We start from the raw sequence: 20,574 nt of genomic DNA on the forward strand, positions 1-20,574 counted from the left end.
GGAGTGCAGGTCATGGCATATCGACAGGTTTCCCTGGCTCTGGCCGCGAGCATCGGCCTGTCCCTTTCCGTCACCGCCAGCGGGCAGGAACGCCGGGCGCCGGCACCGCACTGCCTCGACGCCGTGGGCGTGCAGGAGGTGGAGCAGGCCTCGCCGCGCTCGATCGCCGTCCGTGCCGCTTCCGGCCAGGCCTACCGGATCGACTTCAGCGAAGACTGCCCGAACGTGCGTGCCGCCACCTCCCTGAAGCTGGAAGCGCCGGCAGGCTGGGCCTGCGGCCGCCCCAGCGAACGTGTTGTCGTGGACGGGCACAGCTGCGCGGTCAGCGCGGTCAGTCCAGTGCAGAACCGCGACTACGCCACTGTCGCCCGTGACAGTGACCGCCTGAGCACCGCGACCCTGCCTGCGGTGACCATCAGCGAGCGGCGCGAGCAGCGCCGCAGCTTCGGCGGATCGCCCGCCTACTGTTTTGCAACCCGCAACGTCCGTGCCTGGTCCTCCGATCAGCAGGGGCTGCTGGTGGAGACCAATCCACGCCGCAATGGCGGCCACCGCTACTACCGCGTCGAACTGGGCGGCAGTTGCCGCCAGCTGGACCGCGCGCCTCAGGTCAGCTTCCAGTCCGGGCTGCAGAACGGCCTGATCTGCGGCAATCCCGGTGATCGCATCCTCAGTGCCGAGTTCGAGCCCGGCGACGAGCGCGGCCTGGGGCCGCTGCCGCTGTACACCCGCGGCAGCTGCCAGATCCAGGCGGTCTACCCGGCCGCGACCCAGGCGTCGAACTAGCTCCCGACACCGAGGAAGGTGAACGGTGCGCTGGGAACGAAATGCTCCAGCGCATCGCCGGAGAAGGTGTTGCGCTGGTCCTTGCCCAGGTCCAGCTTGAGCACCTTGCCACCGAAGTCGATCCTGTTGAGGTCCACCCAGAACGTATTCGGCGTCATCGCGGACTCGAAGAAGTACAGGCGTCGCTTGTGGTCGGCCACGGTGCGCCAGCGCGTGGATGAGATGTTGGGCTCGCCCGGCGTGGTGATTCCGTACGGCACCGAGACATTGCGGATCACACTGAACACACTGGCCAGTGCCACCACGGGGTCTTCCGCCTTGGGAATCGCATTGATGTAGAACGACGCGCGTGCAAAACGGTCGGCCGATCGGTTGGTGCCCGGCAGCATCACCGTGCCGCCGATCTGCTGCCAGTAGCTGTTGAGCGCAAGCTGATGCTCGAAGATGGGCGAATTCGTCATCACCTGGTAGCGGCGATCATGATGGATGACCTGACGGCCACCGATGTATTCCACGATCGCGCTGTCGCCGCTGGCATCGGACAGAGAGAGATGCAGGGTCGCCTGCCGGTCCTCGCCGGGCACCTTGTCGGTGACGATGGAGTACGGCTCACGCTGCAGCGCCGCCACGGCCTCTGCAACTGTCGCAAAATTATCCAGCACGTACTGCGCCCACAATGAAATGGCCAGGCCGGGCTTGCTGCCGCGCTGCTGCGGATACTCCGATTCCACCAGCCATAGCAGATTGGCGACCAGCCCCTTCTCGTTCATGCCATCGGTGGTCGACACGTCGTAGCCGGTGGCCACCACGCTGCCGTACCGTGCAGTCCATGCCAACGACTTCGGCCCGGCCTCGCCGGTCCGTGCAATTCCGCGCGGCAACACGTACAGGTTGGTCGCCACATCGACCTTCCAGTCCATCGACCGCGCCGTGATCACATCGCCGTTGTCACCCAGATAGACCGCACGTGTGCAGGCCAAGGCAGGCATTGCAGCGCCTGCCAGGGCCGCCACCAGCAGCGCGGCCCCTGTGTGCTTCATCATCCGTACCATGTTGCCCCCGTCCATGCCCTGGAGGTCCAATCTCAGCGCATGCAGGGTGAGACAGCGGTGAAGCCCGGCGCCCCTGCCGCGACTCAGCCGGCGTGGAGCGCCGGCTGCACGATGTCGGCGAGCAGGTCCACCGCCGTCGGCGCCGCGCGGTCGCCCTGCAGCGCACGGCTGAATCCGGCCCAGTCGCCCACCGTGAGTCCATGCAGCATGGACGCCTCCACCTGCAGGACACGCATCGCCCAATAGGGAAACTGGCGCTGGCCAAGCCTGCTGCGCGCCAGCTCGACGATGTCGACATGGCTGCCGGCCTGCAGGATGCGCTCATACACCGAATCAATACCATCCGGCGGCCCTTCGATGTACTGCAGGAAGCGCCCGCCATCATGCAGCAGCACCCCGGTCACGCCAGCCAGCTTGTTGAAACGGGCGGCGTCGTCCACCAGCGCCTGCAGGCGATCTGCGGAAAGATCCGGCAGCGCCTGGCTGACGTAGGCGATGGCTCGCAATGGCATAGCGCTTCCCTGGCAAGATGTGCAGCCACGGTAGCAGTTGCGGATGAGCCCGTCATAAGCGCGCGCCCCGCTTCCTGAAGAATTCAGATTCAGGCCATGTCCGGCCCACCGCAGCGCCGTGGCAGTGCTGCCTCCAGCACGACCTGCCCTGCGTCGTTGCGCGCGGTCAATCGACCGCCGTGAGCGCGCACGAACTGATCGACGATGTACAGCCCCAGGCCGAGGCCCTTGCTCTGGTGGAAGCTGGCCTTGAAGGGCTCGAACAGCCGCGGCAGCAGCGCCGCGTCGATGTGGCCGGCATTGCTGACCCGCAGCACCACCCGCTGCGGGTCACGCCCGTCCAGTTGGACATGTGCTTCGCCGGCATGCGTCAGTGCATTGCCGATCAGGTTCGATGCGACCTGCCCCAACCGATCCATGTCGCCCTGCAGGACGGTATCGCCCTGCGCCTGGAAGCGGATCCGCTCGAGTCCGTGGGCACTGCCCGCCTCCGCAATGACCGCGCGGGCCAGGGCGTCGAGGTCGCAGGTCGTGGTCTGCAATCGCAGGCCGCCGCTGCGGATGCGCGAGAAGTCCAGCAGCTGCTCGACCATCCGTGCCATGCGCAGCGTGCTTGCTTCCAGGTGCTGCAATGTCTGCTGTGCAGCGGAATTGCCCGCAGGCAGTTCCAGGCTGAGCTTGTCCGCGCAGAGCAGGATGGCTGACAGCGGCGTCCGCAGGTCGTGGGTAAGCACCGCGGCCATGGTCTCGTTCAACTTCAGCGCGCGCTCCAGGGCTTCGTTGCGCACCTTCAGCAGCTGCCGCTGCTGGTACAGCTCGATGAACACATTGACCTTTCCGAGGATCACCTGCGGCGCCACCGGCTTGTGCAGGAAGTCCACCGCGCCGGTTTCGTATCCCTTGAACGCGCGCACCGGATCATCCGGCGACGCGGTGAGGAAGATGATCGGCACGTCGCGGCTGCGCAGCGAGCCCCGCATCAGTTCCGCCAGCGTGAAGCCATCGATCTCGGGCATGTGCACATCCAGCAGCGCCAGCGCCACCTCGTGCTCGAGCAGCAGTTCGAGCGCCTGGGCGCCGGAGCTGGCCAGCAGCAGGTTGACGCCCTCGCGCTGCAGCAGTGCCTGCATCGCCACCAGGTTCTGTGCAACGTCATCGACGATCAACAGGTTGACCGGGGCCTGGGCCTGCGCAGGGTCCGGTGGCAACAGGTTCATGAAAACAACTCCTTCAAGCGGCGACACATCAGTTCAAGGGGCAGCACCGCATCGGCGCCGGCATGCTGCAGGGCCGAGGCCGGCATCATCGAGGCTTCCGCTTCTTCGGGGCATTGCAGCCAGGCGCGACCTCCCGCCTCGCGCACCGCCGCCACGCCTTCGGAGCCGTCACTGCTGGCGCCGGTCAGCAGCAGTGCCAGCACGCGCGGACCAAACACCGCCGCGGCCGATTCAAACAGGGGGTCGATGGCCGGACGCGAATACAGCACAGGGGGATCGATCGACAGGGCAACCGAGGATCGGTCTTCCACCAGCAGGTGATAGTCCGGCGGCGCAAACGTCACCGTACCGCGCTCTATCGGCTGCTTGTCCTCCGCCTCGCGCACCGGCACCGCGCAATGCGGCGCCAGCACCTCGACGATGCGGCTGTTGCGGTCACGGGGCACATGCAGAACCACCAGCACCGGCACCGACAGGCCCGCCGGCAGCGCCTGCACGATGGCCTGCAGGGCAGCGACCCCGCCAGCGGATGCACCGACCACCATCACCTCCGGCAGACCGGCGTCATTCATCAGGCGACCTTCCGGTACAGCCGATGTTCGCGCGAACACACGTCGAACGCGTCGTGATGGCAACCGAACTGCAGCGACTCCTTGCTGCCCAGGCCGAGGAAGCCACGATGCACGAGCGCTTCCCGGAACAACCCCACGGCCCGGTCCTGCAGGTCCCGGTTGAAATAGATCAGCACATTCCGGCACGACACCAGGTGCACCTCGGAGAACACCGTGTCCGTCGCCAGGCTGTGGTCGGCGAACATGATGTTGCGTCGCAGGTGACGGTCGAACACGGCCCCGTCATACGCCGTCGAATAGTAGTCCGACAACGACGCCCTGCCCCCCGCCGCCAGATAATTGCGGCTGAACTGGGCCAGGCGATCGATCGGGTATGCGCCGGCCTCGGCGGTCACCAGGGCCCCGGGATTGATATCGGTGGCATAGACGATGCTGCGCTCCAGCAGCCCTTCTTCGTGCAGCAGCACCGCCAACGACCAGACCTCCTCGCCCGTGCTGCAGCCCGCCACCCACAGCTTCACCGAAGGATAGGTGCGCAGCACCGGCACCACCTGCTCGCGCAGGGTGCGGAAATATGCCGGGTCGCGGAACATCTCCGAGACCTGCACGGTGAAGAACTGCATCGCCTGAGTGAAAAGCTCCGGCTCGTGGAGCAGGCGATGCTGCAGGTCCGACAGCTTCTCGCACTCGTAGCGCTGCATGGCCTGACGCATGCGCCGTCGCAGCGACGACACCGCGTAGCTGCGGAAGTCGTAGTGGTAGCGCTGATAGATCGCCTCCAGCAGCACCTTCAGCTCCAGGTCGAACAAGGCCTGCTCGTTCATTGACGCGAGCACCACACCCGGCACAACGAAACCAGCTTGTCGACATCGATCGGCTTGGCGATGTAGTCGTTGGCGCCGGCCTGCAGGCAACGCTCGCGGTCATCGGGCATGGCCTTTGCGGTCAACGCGATGATCGGGAGATCCTGCAGGTGGCGCTGCGCCCGGATCTCGCGCATCGCCGTCAGACCATCCTTCTCCGGCATCATGATGTCCATCAGCACCAGGTCCACCTCGCGCTGCGCCAGCCGATCGACCGCCTCCTGGCCGTTGCGCGCGATCTCGAGGTTGACACCCAGCGGCTCGAGCACGCTCGACAGCGCGAAGATGTTGCGCACATCATCCTCGGCCAGCAGTACGGTGCGCCCATCAAGGATGGTGTCGCGCCGGCGCGCCTCGCGCAGCAGGCGCTGCTGATCGGTCGGCAGGCTGGCCTCCACGCTGTGCAGGAACAGGGTGACCTCGTCCAGCAGGCGCTCGGGAGAGCGCGCACCCTTGATGATGATGCTCTTGGAATAACGACGCAGCCGTTGTTCTTCCTCGCGGCTGAGCGCACGGCCGGTGTAGACGATCACCGGCGGGAAGCCGACGTCATCATTGCCGGCCATGTGTTCAAGCAGGTCGTAACCGCTGCCGTCCGGCAGGGAAAGATCCATCACCATGCAGTCGAACGTGACACTGCTGAGCTGCTCCAGCGCTGCGGCCAGTGTGCCGACGGCGACGATCTGCAGTTGATCACGCCCCAGCAGCAGCTCCAGGTTGCGCCTCAGCTCGCTGTCATCCTCGACGATCAGCAGGCGCCTGACATCGCGTTGGCTGGTCTGCTCGAGCTGCTCGATGGCCGCCGCCAGCCGCTCGCGCGTGGTCGGCTTGATCGCATAGCCGATCGCGCCCAGCTCACGGGCCACCTGGCTGCGGTCCATCGCCGAGACCACGTGCACGGGGATGTGCCGCGTGTCCGGGTTGCGCTTCAGACGCTCCAGCACGCTCAGACCTGACACGTCGGGCAGGCCGATGTCGAGCAGGATGCCGTTCGGCCGTAGTTCGGCAGCCAGCGCCAGCGCTTCCTCTGCCGTGCCGGCAACCACGCAGTCGAAGTCCAGTTCATGCGCCAGCACCACCAGCGCTTCGGCGAATGCCACGTCGTCCTCCACCGCCAGGATCAGGCGTCCCATGCGCTGCCGCCGGCCACGATCATCTGGAACGTGTGTGGCAGCTGCGGGCGGGGGCGCAGGCGCAGTCGGCGCCATCTGTGCAACCACCGGACGCGCTGCCGGAGTGGCCACGCGCGCGGGCTCCGCTCCCGGCTCCGGCGCGGACACGGGGGCGCCCTGCAGTGGAAGCTCCAGCACGAAGCAGCTGCCACGCCCCGGTTCGCTGTCCACCTGGATTTCACCGCCCATGCGGGCAGCCAGGTCGCGCGAGATCGACAGGCCCAACCCGGTGCCGCCATAGCGCCGGCGGGTGCTGCCATCAGCCTGGCGGAAAGCCTCGAAGATCACCTGCAACTGCTCGCGTGCGATGCCGATGCCCGTATCACAGACCTCGAAGCGGATGCGGCCACTGCCGCCGGGACGCACCTGCAGGCTGACCTTGCCGTGCTCGGTGAACTTCAGTGCATTGGCCAGAAGGTTCTTCAGAATCTGCTGCAGGCGCTGGCTGTCCACCACCAGCTGACCCGGCGCCAGCGCATCGGCGCTGATCTCCAGGGCAAGCCCCTTCTGCCGCGCGATCGGATCGAAGGTCTCGCGCAGCCGCTGCAGCGCGCTGTCGACCGCGACCACTTCATCGCTCAGTTCGACATGCCCGGCTTCGATGCGCGACAGGTCGAGAATGTCATTGATCAGCGCCAGCAGATCGTTGTTCGACGACAGGATTGCCCGTGCGTACTTCACCTGCTCTTCGGTGAGCGTACCATCCTTGTTGTCGGCCAGCAGCTTGGCCAGGATCAACGAGCTGTTCAGCGGCGTACGCAGCTCGTGCGACATGTTGGCCAGGAACTCGGACTTGTAGCGCGACGTCGCCGCCAGCTCGTTGCTATTGCGCACCAGCTGGCTCTGCGCCACCAGCAGGGCCTGCTTCTGCGCCTCCAGCTCGTGCGTGCGCTCCTCAAGCTGTACGTTGCTCTGCTCCAGTTCGGCCTGCTGCTGTTCCAGATGGGTCTGCGACTGCAGCAGGCTGCGGCTCTGCTCTTCCAGTTCCTCGTTGGCCACGCGCAGTTCTTCCTGCTGGGCCTGCAGCTCCTCTCCCTGGCGCTGCGACTCCTCCAGCAGCACGACCAGCTGCGCGCGCAGCAGCGACGCCCGCAGGGCCATGCCGATGGTGTCGCCACAGCGGTCCAGCAGTTCGCGGTCCAGATCACGCTGTTCGCCGACGCTGGATCGACCCAGCTCGACGATGCCGACCACGGCACCGTCACTGGTGATCGGTGCAAGGATCCGCTCACGCACCGGAATCCGCCCCAGGCTGCTCTGGAGTTCAAGTACCGAGGCCTCATCGCCCTGCAGGTGGCGGGTGCGCAGGTCGCGCGCGACCTGTCCGGCCAGCCCCTCCTGCAGTGCCAGCGACGCCGGCATGCCGGCCGGCAACGCCAGTCCGCCCGTCAATTGCAGGCGGCCGCCCTCAAGCCGGTACACGGCGCCGACATCGGCCTGCAGCTGCGAGGCCAGGCTGGTCGCCGCCGCCTCGGCGATCTGCTCCGGCCCCAGGTCTCCCCGCAGGCTCATGGCCACGGCGTTCTCCGCCTCCTGCAGCCACAGGGCGCGCATGGCCTGCCGGCGCGCCTGGATGGCGCGGGACACGATCAGCGCGATCATCAGGAAGGCCGCACCGCCGATGGTGCGATTCACCAGCGAGAACGCCGAATTCGTGCTTGCCGGGGCAATGTGATAGCCCACCATCAGCAGCGCGCAGGCCAGCACCGCGACCACGAACGGTGCGCGTGCACTCCGCTGGAACACCGTCACGCCAACGGCCAGGAAGTAGGCCAGCCACACCGCATAACCCAGAGGCACGACAAGTTCCAGTGCGATGGTTGCGGCCAGCAATGCGGCGGCAGTCATCCATATCCAGCGGTCGCGCGAGGTTGCACCGGGACGCATACGGGGCGATTCCAGAAGGCAAAGAAGTGCGTGATGGTACCCCGTGTCGTATTCAGCCGCATACGACCAATGGCACGGGCAATCCCTGCACACATCCTTCACACTGCAGTGCCTAGCTTTCCGGCCCTCACAGGGGTAATGCTCATTTCCACGTGGACGCACCCGCTTCTACGAGGTCCGCTCTGACGGACACTTCCCAACAGCTGCGCCTGCTGATAGACAGCGTGCGGGACCATGCGCTGTATCTGCTCGATCCCGAGGGCATCGTCTGCAGCTGGAACCCCGGGGCCGAACGCATCAAGGGGTATGCAGCCGACGAAGTCATCGGGACCCACTTCGGACGCTTCTACCTGCCAGCAGACCGCGACGCCGGCGAGCCGCAGCGGCTTCTCCGGCTGGCCGCGCAGCAGGGTCATTGCTCCGCCGAAGGCTGGCGCGTCCGTCGCGACGGCGCCTCGTTCCGCGCCAGCATCGTGATCGAGCCGGTGCTGGAGAACGGCGAACTGCTCGGCTACGTCAAGATTACCCGCGACATCACCGAACAATGGCAGGCGCAGCGCCTGCTGCGTGACGCACAGCGTGCACTCCGGCAGACCCAGCAGTTCGAGACGGTCGGCCGGTTGAGTCGTGGGCTCTCGCATGAATTCAATAATCTGTTGACCACCATCGGCAACGCACTGGATCTGCTGGCGCTGCGCGTGGGCAGTGATCCGCGGGCCCACGAACTGCTATCCACTGCACAGACGGCGACCGACCGCGGCGCATTGTTGACCCGCCAGTTGCTTGCGTTCAGCACAGGGCAGACCCTGATCCGTGAACCGGTGGACGTCAACGAACTGATCGTCGAGTCCTTGCCGGGCCTGCGGCGCGCGCATGCCTCGGGTACACTGCTGGGCACGGAACTGGCTCACGATCTGCCGCCGGTCTGCACCGACGCGCTGCAGCTGCAGACCGCCCTCGCGAACCTGGTCGCGAACGCTGTTGAAGCCACGGCCGATGGCGGCCACGTGCTGATCGCCACCGCACTGGAGCATCGCCTTGATCCGGATGGAGAGGCCGGCCAGCAGCGGCGATACGTGACGGTGAGCGTGCGTGACCAGGGGCGTGGCATGCCCGTCGATGTGGCGGAACGCGCGACAGAGCCTTTCTTCACCACCAAGGACATCGGCAAAGGCAGCGGACTGGGCCTGAGCCAGGTGTTCGGATTCACCACCCAGAGCGGCGGCTTCGTCGATGTCTCCACCACGCCAGGCGTCGGCACCACAGTCAGCCTGCTGTTACCCGCACTAGAGGAACCCGCCCCATGACCGATGATCCGATCCGCGTGCTGATGGTGGAGGACCAGACCGACCTGCGCGAAATGATAGGGCTGGCCCTGCGCGATTTCGGCATCGACGTGGCGACCACGGCCGACGGTCATGAAGCAGTGGCCCTGCTGCGCGGCGATACCCGCTTCGACGTGGTGTTCAGCGACGTCAGCATGCCCAATGGCATGTCCGGCATTGAACTGAGCGAACACGTCGCGCGCGACCAGCCGCACGCCCGCATGATCCTCTCCTCCGGCTATGCGCGTTCGCAGCTGCCTCCCCTGCCTGAACAGGTCGAGTTCCTGCCCAAACCCTATCGGCTGCGGCAACTGGTGGAGCTGCTCAGGCAGGACTGAGCCTCGCCAAGTGCGTCAGGGGAGTTTTTCCCTGTCCGCACGCCTGCTGCGGCCCCTGCGCCGACGGTGAACCCGGCTGCAGATTTCAAGAATTCCGAGCACGCAGGCGAACACCGCGGCCACTTTGCCAAGGGCGATCAGCAGGTGCATGGCGACTCCCGTCTGGACCGAAGGCGTGCAGGTGGCCGGGTACCCCTCCCGGCATTGGGGGCCACTGTAGGCCCGGCAAACCCATGCAGCCCGCAGACTGCTATGCGTTTCCGGCAAGAATCACCCGCGGACTCAGTCATCCAGAGAGTCGGCCTCGCCCGGTTTCCGGCTGATCCGTGATCTTCGCCAGCCGCCGTGGGAACGGAAGTAGCCGGTATCCCCGCTGACGGTATAGCGCAGCGCTGCCCACGCGGCGGCGACCAGGGAGGCCTGCCAGCCCCGCGCCTTGCGGAAGGCGTACTGGAAACGCCCCATCACCCGGCCGCCGGGGGGATGATCGGGAAGGCGGGGCGGCGTGCGCGTCCAGGGAAGACGGCATGGCCCACCCGGCAGCACAGGGGGACGGCGCCCGGTCCGACGCCAACGGACGTCACGGCATTGCGATTCATTCGGATCCTGCTGGTCATGGGGGAAGCGCTGCGCACGGCAGGCTCAAGGCCTGCCACGAGTCCCCCTGCCGACCCGTCACGCTGCAGTGAAACTGGGCGCTGAGCAGTTAGCCTTGTGTGAAAACGGCTTGCTTACCTGACTGGATGTTCAGGCTCCCCGCCCCTCTCGCGAACCCTCGGCCCTCACCAGAACGAAATAAGGGCTGTCAAGAACGAGAGTCTTAACAGTTCATGCTGTATGGTCACTGCATTCGGCTTCTCTTCGGCGCGAAATTCCTCGCCTCCGTGTCCAGCCCCTGACCGGCAAGACACATGACCACTCCTGTTGCATTCCGGATCCTGCGGATCCGCCCTTTGCTGCGCCTGGATGCCACCATCGAACGGCTGGATTCCGTGCAGGCCAAGTGCAAGTCATGTGGGGACGAATCACGGATGTCGCATGGGTGCGGGCTCACCGATGTGCACGGGGGTGTGCAACTGAGGTGTCCCGCCTGCGGCTCGATCGATGTCTTGACGGCGGCGGATGCCTGGGGCCACTGGGTGCAGCAGATCAGGCACGATCGAATACTCGCACTCGCTGGCCTGTTGCCAGAGGACCTGGATCGCCCCTAGGTGAGCCTGGCGGAAGGCAGACCAGGCCGCCGCACGCCCTTTTCCAACGCACTGTGGCGGGTGGCAAGCACGCCGCAGCGAAGACAGCACGCCGCAAGCAGAAGCGGTACCCGCCTGATCATCTGCGGGCAATTGACCGATGGTGACCCCGGCCCGATTCGAACGGGCGACCTTCCCCTTAGGAGGGGGACGCTCTATCCAGCTGAGCTACGGGGCCTTGCGCAAGCGGTAAAGCATACCGCGTCCAGCTGAATGGACCAAGCCACCGACGATCGCCGCGCCATCGGCGGCAGGTATGCTGGCCGCCCCCACATCAGTCCCACCGGATGTCCGAGTTCTGGCTTTTCCTCTCCAATTTGGGCGACAGCCGCTGGCTGCTGCCCATGGCCATGGTGCTGCTGCTGGCATTGCCGCGAAGCGAATCGTCCTTGAGGCGACGCTGGGCCGTCGCCATCGCCGTGACCGCTGGGCTGACATTGGCCTCCAAGCTGGCGTTCATGGGCTGGGGGCTGGGCATTCAGCGTCTGGACTTCACCGGCATTTCCGGGCACGCCGCCATGTCCAGCGCCATATACCCGATGGTCGGCGTACTCCTGGCGACCGCCTTCAGGAGCAGGGCTCACATTGGCGCTACGGCCGGCGTCGGCCTTGCGGTGGCGATCGCCGCTTCACGCCTGCCCCTTCACGCCCACAGCCTGGCCGAGGTGATGGCCGGCTTGGCGCTCGGCCTGGCCAGCAGCGCATGGGTGCTGCGCTGCGGCCTCCCTACGGAGCGCATACCGACGTGGGCGATGGGTGCTGCCGTGATGGCCGGACTGGCGCTGCCCCTTGCCGTTCCGGAGCTCCACACCCACAGGTTTGTCATCGCGCTGGCCAAACTGCTTTCCGGTCGCACGACGGTCTTCGAGCACTTCTGATCTGAACGACCATCAGGCAGATGAATCCCCCCGGGAAAAACCGCCAGTTTCCTTGACAGGCCTCAATGTGGCTGGGACTATAGCCTTGGAAAATTTACCTCACGGAGTAGGAGACCCCGTAGATGAAGAAGATGATTGCCGTTCTGGCCCTCCTGGGTCTGTCCTCCCCGCTGTTCGCTCAGGATGCTCCGGCCTCCACTGACGGCAGCAACGAAGTGGCCACCACCGACAGCGCCAGCGCTGCCGCCTCCGGCACCCTGAACACCGCTGCCTCGATCGGCCTCGGCGTCGCCGCGGCTGCGGTGATCTACAGTGTCGCTGCTGACAGCAGCAGCGATGACGCAGGCAACGACAACGGCGGCGGCACCACCAACCCGCCGGGCGGCACCACCGGTTCGACCGGCACTACCGGCACCCGCTGATAGGAACGCCGCTGTAGTACCCACGCCCTCGCCGGGCGGTAGTTCGGCGAGGGCTTTTTCATGCCCGCTCGGGCCAGGAATGATTAACGATGGACTGCAAGCGTCTCGTCGCCACCATGGCGTTCGCCTTCACCCTGTCTGGCTGCGTGTGGGCCCCTGGCCAGCACATGCGTTCAAGTTCACTGGTGCGCGACAGCCAACAGGTTGGCAATGATCAGATTGAACTGATTCCGATCACGCCCAAGTTGATCGCGATGGATCGCGCGACCCAGGTCGCTCCCGGCCTCCCTGCCGCGTTGGCCCAGTACCAGCCTGGTCCTTACCAGATCGGCGCGGGCGACATTCTCTATATCACGGTCTGGGACCACCCCGAGCTGACCGTACCGGCAGGCCCGCAGCAGCAGCTCAGCGCAGCAGGCCGCCTGGTGAACTCCGACGGCACCCTGTTCTATCCCTACATCGGCAAGGTCACCGCTGCCGGCAAGACCCCCGCGCAGCTGCGCGAGGAAATCACCAGCAGGCTGGCCCGCTACATCGAAGCGCCGCAGGTTGATGTTTCCATCCTGACCTATGCCAGCCAGCGCGTCTGGGTCACGGGCGCCTCGCGCCAACCGGCCACCGTTCCGCTGACCGTCACCCCGCTGACCCTGGGCGATGCGATCAGCCAGGCGGGGCTGGACCCGACCCAGGCGGATCTGTCCGGTGTGCGCCTCACCCGCGAAGGCACCACCTATACACTTGATCTTGACCGGCTGGGTCGCAACGGTGGCGGCGACACCAACGTGTTCCTCAAGGCCGGCGACCATCTGTACGTGCCCTATCTCGACCGCAAGGAAGTCTTCGTTGTGGGCGAAGTGAACCAACCGGGCGCCATGAATTTCAAGACCGGCGAGATCTCGCTGAGCCAAGCGCTGGGCCGCGCCCGTGGCCTGCTGCAGACCACCTCCAACGGCAACGCCGTCTACGTGATTCGTGGCTCCAACGATCTGCAGGAGCGGCCGTCGCAGGTGTTCCATCTGGAAGCGAAGTCACCGACCGCCTTCGCGGTGGCCAGCCAGTTCAATCTGCAGCCGGGCGACGTCGTGTTCGTCGGCGCTGCCGGCGTGACCCGCTGGAGCCGCTTCGTGAACCAGCTGCTGCCGTTCACTGCCATCATCAGCAACGCGGCCAGCGCTCGCAACGATCTGGACAACAACTGACGAGGTCGGCATGAGCAGCAACGCTCGGGCGACGCTCGTCCTCCAGAGTCTTCGTGCAGGCGTGCTGGCCGTGCTGACCGTCGCCGCAGCAACGGGCTGCGGCGTGGTCAGCCGCAGCAGTGTCAAGGCAGTCCAACTCGCCATCCAGGGCAAGCCCGATGTCGAGCCCACGGCAGAGGACGTTGCACGCAACCGCTATCCGCAGATCAAGGTCAATGGCCCGGCCGGCGGCGCCGTGCTCGTCCTGGGCGGCTTGGATGGCGGCCGCCAGGCGTGGTACAGCAACGAGCGCAGCATCGTGTTCCTGCGCAACGGCCTGGTTGAAGCAACGCATGGTGGCTCACCGGAACTGCAGAGCATGCGCATTGCGGGTCCAGATCCATTCGTCGACCTGCGCAGGGCGCGCGATGGCGACACCGTGCAGCGACTCTATGACGTCATGCCCGGCTACCAGTTCGGTCAGCGCGTCACCGGAACGCTGCATCCCCTGGGCCAGGAAAAGGTCGAAATTCTGGGACGCACGCGTGAGCTGCTGCACGTCCGCGAACGGTTGAGTGGCCAGGGCTGGAAGCAGGACAATCATTACTGGGTCGATCCTTCCAACGGATTCATCTGGAAGAGCGTGCAGGCCATCGCACCGGGCACCCGCCTGGAAATCATCCAGCTCAAACCCTATTCGCCGGATCTGCAGCCCCGATGAAGCAGCGATTGATCGGCCTGACGCTTGGCCTGACACTTGCCAACTCCGCCCTGGCGGCCCCCCCGATTTCCGTGGATGTCTCCGGCCACGTCCGCGCGCCAGGCGTGCACAGTCTGGCCTCCGGCGCGCGCATCAGCGCTGCTGCACTGGCTGCGGCCCCGGACGAGCAAGCCTACATGCTTGGCGCGGCCCTGCTGCGCACCGATGCCGTGGTGCCGCAAACACGCCTGAAGGCAGGGCTCCTGTTCGACCTGCAGACGCTTGCGGCCCTGCAGGATGACACCGACGTCGCGGAGGCCGCCGATCGCATGGCGCGCGAGTTCAACAACCTGCCCGTCACTGGCCGCGAAGTGCAGCTTCTCGAACCGCGCTCGCTGGAGGCCGCCCGCAGGCAGGATCGACCGGCCCGTGCAGGCGATCGGCTGATCTATCCCTCGCGGCCGCAGACGGTCACCGTCACCGGCGCCGTAGCGCAACCCTGCGCGATACCGCACGTTGCGATGCAGGATGCCCGCATCTATCGCAGCCAGTGCGCGTTGCTGCCGGCAGCCAGCCCTGACGATCTGTATGTGATCCAACCCGACGGCCGCGCCGCGAAGATCGGCATCGCCCTGTGGAACCGCAGCGCGCCCGTGGCGCTCGCGCCGGGTGCGGTGATCTACGTCCCCATCGCGGGATCGGCCGTGCGCTCGATCGCCCCCGATATCAACGACGAAGCCGCCCGCTTCCTCGCCACCCAGGTGCTGGACGCGCCGGGAGTTTCAAACTGATGTCCCGTAATCGAATGCCGCTGGCGAGCGCCGCTGTGGCTCTTCTGAGCCTGAGCATCAGCGCTGCCCTACACGCCCAGGAAGGCCCCGCCCCCACCGCCAGCGACTGGGGCGGCGTCGGCCTTCTGCAGACGCCAAGTGCGCGCATGAGCGATGAAGGCGAACTCAGCCTCACTGCCAGCCATACATCGCCTTACAGCCGGTACACGGTCGTGATGCAGCCATTGCCTTGGGTGGAGGGTGCGTTCCGCTACATCTCGGTCGCCAATCGACGTTATGGTTCTGAAGGCCTCAGTGGCGACCAGAACTACAAGGACAAGTCCATCGATCTCAAGCTGCGGCTGTGGCAGGAAGGTCGCTGGCTCCCGGAAGTCTCCGTCGGTGCGCGCGATCTCGGTGGCACCGGACTGTTTTCCAGCGAGTACCTCGTCGCCAACAAGCGATTCGGACCGGTGGACGCCAGCCTTGGCGTGGCCACCGGCTACATCGGCAACCGTGGCGACATCGCCAATCCGCTCGGCGCCATCGACGACCGCTTCAAGGAACGTCCCGGCGTCAACACCCCTGGTGATTTCAACACCAGCGCCATGTTCCGCGGCCGTCTCGGCATATTTGGTGGCATCAGCTACCAGACGCCGTGGGACCGCCTGCAGCTGAAGCTCGAGTACGACGGTAACGACTATCGCAACGAGCCCCAGCGCAACAACCAGAAGCAGTCATCGCCCATCAACCTCGGCGCGGTGTTCACGGTCAACAACAACGTGCTGCTGCATCTGGGCTGGGAGCGTGGCAACACGGCCATGGTGGGCATCACGCTGCGCTCGAACCTGGCCCAGGCCACGCCCATGACAAAGCTCCTGGACCCACCGCCAGTACCCCGCGGCGCTACGGTGAGCCAGGCAACGGGTGTGGAAGAAGCCCAAGCGGCCACCGCCACCACGGATTGGCCAGCCATCGCGCGCGAACTGGAGGACAATGCCGGCCTGCGAGTGAAGCGCATCGATCGCAGTGGGCAGGAGTTGATCGTCAGTGCCGAACAGCGCCGTTTCATCTATCCCGCGCAGGGCATTGGACGCGCTGCGCGTATCCTCGACGGGCACGCTTCGCCGGATGTCAGCTGGTGGACGCTGCGTAATGTGCGCCTCGGTCTGCCTGTCGTCGAGACCAGCCTCGAACGCAAGACGTTCAACGATTACCTGGACGACCGCACCGATCTGGCCGCGGTCAGCCGCCATGTCGAAATGACCGTTCCTTATGCCCGGCGGTCGGAAACGCTTTACGAAGCGCCGCTGAAGCGCTTCGACGGTGCGTTCAATGTCGGCTACCGGCAGTCCGTCGGCGGCCCGGATGGCTTCATCCTGTTCCAGGTTGCGGCGATGTATGGCGCGACGTTCCGCTTCAGCGACAACCTGTGGTTGAGCGGCACCGCCAGCTACAACGCGTACAACAACTACGACAAGTTCAAGTACGACGCACCCAGCAGGCTGCCGCGGGTACGCACCTACGTGCGCCAGTACCTGACAACCTCCGACTTCACCCTGCCCAACCTGCAGTTGACTGGCACCAAACAGCTGGGCCGCGACCTGTACGGCATGGCTTATGCCGGCCTTCTGGAATACATGTACGGCGGCGTCGGCGGCGAGATTCTCTATCGGCCGATGGACGAGCGCTGGGCGCTGGGTGCTGAACTGAACTGGGTCAGGCAGCGGGATTTCAACCAGCGCTTCAGCTTCCGCGACTACAGCGTCGCCACCGGTCATGCCACGCTCTACTACCTGTGGGGCGACCAGCGCCGCATCATCAGCGCGGTCAGCGCAGGCCGATACCTCGCCAAGGACTGGGGTGCGACCGTGTCAGTAGCCCGCATGTTCGACAATGGCGTGACGATGGGTGCCTACGCCACCAAGACCGACGTTTCATCGCGGGACTTCGGTGAGGGCAGCTTCGACAAGGGCATCTACTTCTCGGTGCCGTTCGATTTCATGCTGCCTCGGTCGACGCGCGCACGCGCCGATTTCATGTGGAACCCACTGTATCGCGACGGTGGCGCGCGCCTGGCGCATTCCCACAGCCTGTACCAGCTGACATCGGAACGCGATTCGGAGTTCTTCTATCGGAACTTCGACGCCATCGCGAAATGATGCTGACAAAGAAAGAAGGCGCCCCGCACGGGCGCCTTCTTCTTCCTACTTCTTGAAGACTCCGACCAGTACGTCGCCGTCAAAGACCAGCAGCGACGAGATCCTGCGTCGCTCCATCAGTACCAGCGCATCCTCGACCCGTGTACCCACGCTGACCTGAGCCGGCGAGGCCGTCATCAGCTCGGCCGCAGACTTGTCGAACACCTCGCGACCATGACGCTCGAGCGCCCGGCGAACATCACCATCGGTGATGATCGCGTAGCTCGCGCCGGCCCGTACGATCGCCAAGCCCAGACTGGACCGGGTGATGGCCTGGAGGACATCCATCATCGATGCGGCTGCGTCCACTACCGGCAGGTCGCCGGCGACCATCTCATGCTCGACACGCGACAGCAGGCGCCTACCCAGCGAACCTCCCGGATGGAAGCGCGCGAAGTTCTCCGGCTGGAAGCCTCGGGCCTCCATCAGCGCAACCGCCAGCGCGTCCCCCATCGCCAGCGTCGCCGTAGTCGATGCGGTGGGCGCCAACGCAAGGGGACACGCTTCCTGCGCTACACCCGCGTCCAGGTGGCAATCGGCAGCCTGCGCCAGCGTCGATGTCGCCCGACCGGTGATTGCCACCAGGAAATTGCCGTTGTCCTTGAGGAACGGCAGCAGCTTCACCACTTCCTCGGTTTCACCGGAGTAGGAAATCGCAACGAACACATCGGTGGCTGTCACCATACCCAGGTCGCCGTGGAAAGCCTCACCTGGATGCATGAAGAAGCTGGGCGTTCCCGTACTGGCCAGCGTGGCGGCGATCTTGCGCCCGATGATTCCCGACTTGCCCATGCCGCAGATGATGACCCGGCCCTGAGAACCCAGCACCTGCTCGACTGCCTGGGTGAACTGCCCATCCAGCCTGCTGGCGAGCGCGGCGACAGCCGACGCCTCGATCTGCAGGACACGCTTGGCCGATGCGATGTGATCGGCGACTGATACCACGGAAGACATACCTTGTTTCCTTCTGATGATAATTCGCGGCGAACCTCGCTACGCCGCGCTTACCCGCGCAACCTTGCGCCGGCTACTGCACCGCTCCAGCGGCGCTCCATCCTGCTATGAGCGGCGCGTAGGCTGCCTGAAGATCCACGCCGCCCTCGGCAAGGACACGCTCGGCCACTTCCCGCCCCACGCCGCGGCCACCTCGAGCATCCGTGACCACGTCGGCGGCGGCTAACACCAGAGGATGCGCGTCGGAAGGCGCATAGAAGCGCCCCACCCTGCCGGCCAACGGCAGGTCTACGACATCATCCCCGACATAGGCGATCTCGGTTTCGCAGACACCCACGTCACCACAGATGGCAGCCAGCGCGTCGAGCTTCTCCAGCCGGCCCGTCACAGCCACATCCATGCCCAGCTGCCGGATCCGGAAATCCAGGGACGGGCTGGCCTTGCCTGACAGCACGCCACAACGGATGCCATGCACGCGCAGCAATGCGACCGCCAGACCATCGCGGACATTGAAGGTCTTGAACTGCTCGCCCTTGCCATCGATGTGCAGGCCGCCATCGGTCAATACACCATCCACATCGAACAGGACCAGCTTGATCGGTCCCTGGTACCTCGCCGATGACATGTCAGGCAATATCAAGCTTGGGGAACGACTTCACCAGATCATCGACCGCCTTGATCTGCGCCAGGAACGGTTCGAGAGCGCTCAGCGGCAACGCGCTCGGACCATCGCAACGCGCATTGTCCGGATCCGGATGCGCCTCCAGGAACAGACCTGCCAGGCCAACCGCCATACCCGAGCGCGCCAGCTCCACCACCTGACGGCGGCGACCACCGGAGGCTTCGCTACCCGCATCGCGACGCTGCAGGCTGTGTGTCACGTCGAAGATGGCGGGCAGACCACCCGTGGCCTCGATCATCTCGCGGAAGCCGAGCATGTCCACGACAAGGTTGTCGTAACCGAACTGGGCGCCGCGCTCACACAGGATGATCCGCTCATTGCCGGCCTCGCGGATCTTGCTGGCGATGTTCTTCATCTGCGTCGGGCTGAGAAACTGCGGCTTCTTGATGTTGATGGCGCGGCCGGTACGCGCAATGGCGGTGACCAGATCGGTCTGGCGCGCCAGGAACGCAGGAATCTGCAGCACGTCGACCACTTCGGCCACGGGCGCCGCCTGGTCTACCTCATGGACGTCGGTGATCACCGGCACGCCGAAGCGGTTTTTCACTTCCTGGAAGATGTGTAGCCCCTCGTCCAGGCCTACCCCACGGAAGGAGTTGATCGACGAGCGGTTCGCCTTGTCGAACGAGGCCTTGAAGACGTAGGGAATGTCGAGCTTGCGGGTGACCTCGACATACTTCTCCGCTGCGAACAGCGTCGAGTCGAGGTCTTCAAGGACATTCAGACCACCGAACAGAACGAAGGGGAGGTCGTTGCCGACGACCACGTCCGTTGAAACCGTCACAGAATTAACCTTCATAGCTTCTCCTACTGCTGAATTCTCAACTTATCCACGCAGCCAGGCTGCTGACGTGGCGTCATAGTGCTTGATAACACGTGCGGGCACGCCGGCGATAACGCAATGATCCGGGAACTCGCCCCGAACGACTGCATTGGCTCCGACGATGCACCCCTTGCCAAGAATCGTACCCGCCTGAATGCGCGCACCTACGCCAATAAAACAATTCTCGCCAATCCGGGTTGGCCGAGTGGCGGTGGGCTGATGTGAGACTGGAAGTGCTATGTCGGAGTACTGATGGTCCGTATCAGTTACAAACACTCCAGAAGAGATCAAGCATCCCGAGCCTATCGAGACTACGGAACCGCAGATCACATGAAAACCCTGCCCTATCGACACATCATCACCGACAGTCAGCGCCCCCCCTTCGAAGCATTCGGCACGCATGCCGGGGAAGATTCGAACCTTGACTCCGAACGACATCCGGCGCGCGCCCAGTATGAAAATGGGTCTACCCAGGTAGCCCGGCATCCCAAATTTCTTGAAGGCAAGCTTGAACACAAGAGCGCGCGCGACCCACGCCAGTTTGTACAGTCGGTGCACAGGGGACTCCTGACAATGTTCAGCTAACAAGTACGAGAGGGATGACCTGATCCCTTGCTCGCGAGAGAGACCAGTCGGATCACAACAAAGGCGATCAGCAGCAGCGTCCCAGCCTTGAACATGATGTTCACGTTGTACGCCATCCAACGAGGGAACGTGAGGAACAAGAACGTCACGTACACCGCAAGCAATGGGTAGTGGGTGCTTCGCCTCATTATCAAACCAAGCAACAAACCCGCCAGAATCACTCCGGCGACGCCGCCCCACACATAGAATGTCACTCCCGGGAATCCACCATTCCCAGGAATGGGAATGTGTTTCATCGCAGCGAAATTGATATAGGCGGACTCATCAACCATCGACGACGGCAGGAACACTGAAAGCGCAACATTCGCCATTGACTCCATTGCAAACTGCGCATCAAATACTCCGTC

The 20,574-nt window shown here is 64.9% G+C and carries 22 protein-coding genes and 1 tRNA gene; 9 read left to right on the forward strand and 14 right to left on the reverse strand.

The window, feature by feature from the left end; all coding sequences use genetic code 11:
• Positions 1-12: 12 nt before the first annotated feature.
• A complete protein-coding gene (locus tag QMZ25_RS02805) occupies positions 13-786 on the forward strand; it encodes a DUF6491 family protein (RefSeq protein WP_053516738.1) in 774 nt (257 codons plus the stop codon).
• Here QMZ25_RS02805 and QMZ25_RS02810 read toward each other — a convergent pair.
• The 6 genes from QMZ25_RS02810 to QMZ25_RS02835 all read right to left on the reverse strand — a co-directional run bounded on the left by QMZ25_RS02810 (position 783) and on the right by QMZ25_RS02835 (position 8,061).
• Positions 783-1,826, reverse strand: a complete 1,044-nt coding sequence (locus QMZ25_RS02810; RefSeq protein WP_229765795.1) for a linear amide C-N hydrolase — start codon at positions 1,824-1,826, stop codon at positions 783-785. The two genes, QMZ25_RS02805 and QMZ25_RS02810, sit on opposite strands and share 4 nt — an antisense overlap.
• 95 nt (positions 1,827-1,921) lie before the next feature.
• On the reverse strand, positions 1,922-2,350 hold the full coding sequence (locus QMZ25_RS02815) for a BLUF domain-containing protein (RefSeq protein WP_053516741.1): 429 nt from the start codon (positions 2,348-2,350) through the stop codon (positions 1,922-1,924).
• Between the two features lie 89 nt (positions 2,351-2,439).
• On the reverse strand, positions 2,440-3,567 hold the full coding sequence (locus QMZ25_RS02820) for a hybrid sensor histidine kinase/response regulator (RefSeq protein ID WP_053516742.1): 1,128 nt from the start codon (positions 3,565-3,567) through the stop codon (positions 2,440-2,442).
• Positions 3,564-4,139 (reverse strand): chemotaxis protein CheB, encoded by a 576-nt coding sequence (locus tag QMZ25_RS02825; RefSeq protein ID WP_053516743.1) that lies wholly within the window; start codon positions 4,137-4,139, stop codon positions 3,564-3,566. Before QMZ25_RS02825 ends, QMZ25_RS02820 begins: the two co-directional genes overlap by 4 nt.
• Entirely contained in the window at positions 4,139-4,963 is an 825-nt protein-coding gene (locus QMZ25_RS02830) for a CheR family methyltransferase (protein WP_065175572.1), read from the reverse strand. The genes QMZ25_RS02825 and QMZ25_RS02830 overlap by 1 nt, the downstream gene beginning before the upstream one ends.
• On the reverse strand, positions 4,960-8,061 hold the full coding sequence (locus tag QMZ25_RS02835) for a response regulator (RefSeq protein ID WP_283219094.1): 3,102 nt from the start codon (positions 8,059-8,061) through the stop codon (positions 4,960-4,962). The genes QMZ25_RS02830 and QMZ25_RS02835 overlap by 4 nt, the downstream gene beginning before the upstream one ends.
• Positions 8,062-8,213: 152 nt before the next feature.
• On the opposite strand from QMZ25_RS02835, the gene QMZ25_RS02840 reads away from it, so the two are divergent.
• Together QMZ25_RS02840 and QMZ25_RS02845 are read left to right on the forward strand one after the other, a co-directional pair.
• Complete coding sequence (locus QMZ25_RS02840; RefSeq protein WP_193396309.1) at positions 8,214-9,368, forward strand: PAS domain-containing sensor histidine kinase; 1,155 nt, start codon at positions 8,214-8,216, stop codon at positions 9,366-9,368.
• Positions 9,365-9,724 carry a response regulator gene (locus tag QMZ25_RS02845; protein WP_053516753.1) on the forward strand — a complete coding sequence of 120 codons (360 nt, stop codon included), beginning with the start codon at positions 9,365-9,367 and terminating at the stop codon, positions 9,722-9,724. Before QMZ25_RS02840 ends, QMZ25_RS02845 begins: the two co-directional genes overlap by 4 nt.
• A gap of 15 nt (positions 9,725-9,739) precedes the next feature.
• On the opposite strand, the gene QMZ25_RS02850 is transcribed toward QMZ25_RS02845, so the two are convergent.
• The 3 genes from QMZ25_RS02850 to QMZ25_RS02860 all read right to left on the reverse strand — a co-directional run bounded on the left by QMZ25_RS02850 (position 9,740) and on the right by QMZ25_RS02860 (position 11,152).
• On the reverse strand, positions 9,740-9,874 hold the full coding sequence (locus QMZ25_RS02850) for a hypothetical protein (protein ID WP_258012811.1): 135 nt from the start codon (positions 9,872-9,874) through the stop codon (positions 9,740-9,742).
• A gap of 132 nt (positions 9,875-10,006) precedes the next feature.
• Positions 10,007-10,189, reverse strand: a complete 183-nt coding sequence (locus QMZ25_RS02855) for a hypothetical protein (protein WP_053516755.1) — start codon at positions 10,187-10,189, stop codon at positions 10,007-10,009.
• Between the two features lie 886 nt (positions 10,190-11,075).
• Positions 11,076-11,152, reverse strand: a tRNA-Arg gene (locus tag QMZ25_RS02860).
• A 109-nt stretch (positions 11,153-11,261) separates the two neighbouring features.
• Here QMZ25_RS02860 and QMZ25_RS02865 point away from each other — a divergent pair.
• From QMZ25_RS02865 to QMZ25_RS02890, 6 genes are all read left to right on the forward strand, one after another.
• Complete coding sequence (locus QMZ25_RS02865; RefSeq protein ID WP_283219095.1) at positions 11,262-11,852, forward strand: phosphatase PAP2 family protein; 591 nt, start codon at positions 11,262-11,264, stop codon at positions 11,850-11,852.
• 122 nt (positions 11,853-11,974) lie between these two features.
• Complete coding sequence (locus QMZ25_RS02870; RefSeq protein ID WP_128988629.1) at positions 11,975-12,274, forward strand: hypothetical protein; 300 nt, start codon at positions 11,975-11,977, stop codon at positions 12,272-12,274.
• 89 nt (positions 12,275-12,363) lie between these two features.
• Positions 12,364-13,473 (forward strand): polysaccharide biosynthesis/export family protein, encoded by a 1,110-nt coding sequence (locus tag QMZ25_RS02875; RefSeq protein WP_128988627.1) that lies wholly within the window; start codon positions 12,364-12,366, stop codon positions 13,471-13,473.
• A gap of 10 nt (positions 13,474-13,483) precedes the next feature.
• Complete coding sequence (locus tag QMZ25_RS02880; RefSeq protein ID WP_128988625.1) at positions 13,484-14,173, forward strand: YjbF family lipoprotein; 690 nt, start codon at positions 13,484-13,486, stop codon at positions 14,171-14,173.
• Positions 14,170-14,943 carry a capsule biosynthesis GfcC family protein gene (locus QMZ25_RS02885; protein WP_283219096.1) on the forward strand — a complete coding sequence of 258 codons (774 nt, stop codon included), beginning with the start codon at positions 14,170-14,172 and terminating at the stop codon, positions 14,941-14,943. Before QMZ25_RS02880 ends, QMZ25_RS02885 begins: the two co-directional genes overlap by 4 nt.
• Positions 14,943-17,084 carry a YjbH domain-containing protein gene (locus QMZ25_RS02890; protein WP_283219097.1) on the forward strand — a complete coding sequence of 714 codons (2,142 nt, stop codon included), beginning with the start codon at positions 14,943-14,945 and terminating at the stop codon, positions 17,082-17,084. The genes QMZ25_RS02885 and QMZ25_RS02890 overlap by 1 nt, the downstream gene beginning before the upstream one ends.
• Positions 17,085-17,129: 45 nt before the next feature.
• Here the strand turns inward: QMZ25_RS02890 and QMZ25_RS02895 are convergent, their stop codons facing one another.
• The 5 genes from QMZ25_RS02895 to QMZ25_RS02915 all read right to left on the reverse strand — a co-directional run.
• Positions 17,130-18,077, reverse strand: a complete 948-nt coding sequence (locus QMZ25_RS02895) for a KpsF/GutQ family sugar-phosphate isomerase (RefSeq protein ID WP_128990454.1) — start codon at positions 18,075-18,077, stop codon at positions 17,130-17,132.
• Positions 18,078-18,150: 73 nt separating this feature from the next.
• Positions 18,151-18,702 carry a 3-deoxy-D-manno-octulosonate 8-phosphate phosphatase gene (locus tag QMZ25_RS02900; RefSeq protein ID WP_128990453.1) on the reverse strand — a complete coding sequence of 184 codons (552 nt, stop codon included), beginning with the start codon at positions 18,700-18,702 and terminating at the stop codon, positions 18,151-18,153.
• 1 nt (position 18,703) lies between these two features.
• Entirely contained in the window at positions 18,704-19,558 is an 855-nt protein-coding gene (gene kdsA / locus QMZ25_RS02905) for a 3-deoxy-8-phosphooctulonate synthase (protein ID WP_283219098.1), read from the reverse strand.
• 27 nt (positions 19,559-19,585) lie between these two features.
• On the reverse strand, positions 19,586-20,140 hold the full coding sequence (locus QMZ25_RS02910) for an acyltransferase (RefSeq protein ID WP_283219099.1): 555 nt from the start codon (positions 20,138-20,140) through the stop codon (positions 19,586-19,588).
• Positions 20,141-20,163: 23 nt separating this feature from the next.
• Positions 20,164-20,574 (reverse strand): hypothetical protein (locus tag QMZ25_RS02915; RefSeq protein WP_283219100.1); only part of this gene is annotated, 411 nt, incomplete at its 5' end.

Origin of the sequence: Stenotrophomonas sp. RS-48 (assembly GCF_030053245.1) — a bacterium.
Classification (GTDB): Bacteria; Pseudomonadota; Gammaproteobacteria; order Xanthomonadales; family Xanthomonadaceae; genus Stenotrophomonas; species Stenotrophomonas maltophilia_P.

Excerpts from the sequence above, each read along its gene's own strand:
- QMZ25_RS02805 (WP_053516738.1), top strand. The coding sequence starts at position 13 with ATGGCATATCGACAGGTTTCCCTGGCTCTGGCCGCGAGCATCGGCCTG.
- QMZ25_RS02810 (WP_229765795.1), bottom strand. The coding sequence starts at position 1,826 with ATGAAGCACACAGGGGCCGCGCTGCTGGTGGCGGCCCTGGCAGGCGCT.
- QMZ25_RS02815 (WP_053516741.1), bottom strand. The coding sequence starts at position 2,350 with ATGCCATTGCGAGCCATCGCCTACGTCAGCCAGGCGCTGCCGGATCTT.
- QMZ25_RS02820 (WP_053516742.1), bottom strand. The coding sequence starts at position 3,567 with ATGAACCTGTTGCCACCGGACCCTGCGCAGGCCCAGGCCCCGGTCAAC.
- QMZ25_RS02825 (WP_053516743.1), bottom strand. The coding sequence starts at position 4,139 with ATGAATGACGCCGGTCTGCCGGAGGTGATGGTGGTCGGTGCATCCGCT.
- QMZ25_RS02830 (WP_065175572.1), bottom strand. The coding sequence starts at position 4,963 with ATGAACGAGCAGGCCTTGTTCGACCTGGAGCTGAAGGTGCTGCTGGAG.
- QMZ25_RS02835 (WP_283219094.1), bottom strand. The coding sequence starts at position 8,061 with ATGCGTCCCGGTGCAACCTCGCGCGACCGCTGGATATGGATGACTGCC.
- QMZ25_RS02845 (WP_053516753.1), top strand. The coding sequence starts at position 9,365 with ATGACCGATGATCCGATCCGCGTGCTGATGGTGGAGGACCAGACCGAC.
- QMZ25_RS02850 (WP_258012811.1), bottom strand. The coding sequence starts at position 9,874 with ATGCACCTGCTGATCGCCCTTGGCAAAGTGGCCGCGGTGTTCGCCTGC.
- QMZ25_RS02855 (WP_053516755.1), bottom strand. The coding sequence starts at position 10,189 with ATGGGGCGTTTCCAGTACGCCTTCCGCAAGGCGCGGGGCTGGCAGGCC.
- QMZ25_RS02865 (WP_283219095.1), top strand. The coding sequence starts at position 11,262 with ATGTCCGAGTTCTGGCTTTTCCTCTCCAATTTGGGCGACAGCCGCTGG.
- QMZ25_RS02870 (WP_128988629.1), top strand. The coding sequence starts at position 11,975 with ATGAAGAAGATGATTGCCGTTCTGGCCCTCCTGGGTCTGTCCTCCCCG.
- QMZ25_RS02875 (WP_128988627.1), top strand. The coding sequence starts at position 12,364 with ATGGACTGCAAGCGTCTCGTCGCCACCATGGCGTTCGCCTTCACCCTG.
- QMZ25_RS02880 (WP_128988625.1), top strand. The coding sequence starts at position 13,484 with ATGAGCAGCAACGCTCGGGCGACGCTCGTCCTCCAGAGTCTTCGTGCA.
- QMZ25_RS02885 (WP_283219096.1), top strand. The coding sequence starts at position 14,170 with ATGAAGCAGCGATTGATCGGCCTGACGCTTGGCCTGACACTTGCCAAC.
- QMZ25_RS02890 (WP_283219097.1), top strand. The coding sequence starts at position 14,943 with ATGTCCCGTAATCGAATGCCGCTGGCGAGCGCCGCTGTGGCTCTTCTG.
- QMZ25_RS02895 (WP_128990454.1), bottom strand. The coding sequence starts at position 18,077 with ATGTCTTCCGTGGTATCAGTCGCCGATCACATCGCATCGGCCAAGCGT.
- QMZ25_RS02900 (WP_128990453.1), bottom strand. The coding sequence starts at position 18,702 with ATGTCATCGGCGAGGTACCAGGGACCGATCAAGCTGGTCCTGTTCGAT.
- kdsA (WP_283219098.1), bottom strand. The coding sequence starts at position 19,558 with ATGAAGGTTAATTCTGTGACGGTTTCAACGGACGTGGTCGTCGGCAAC.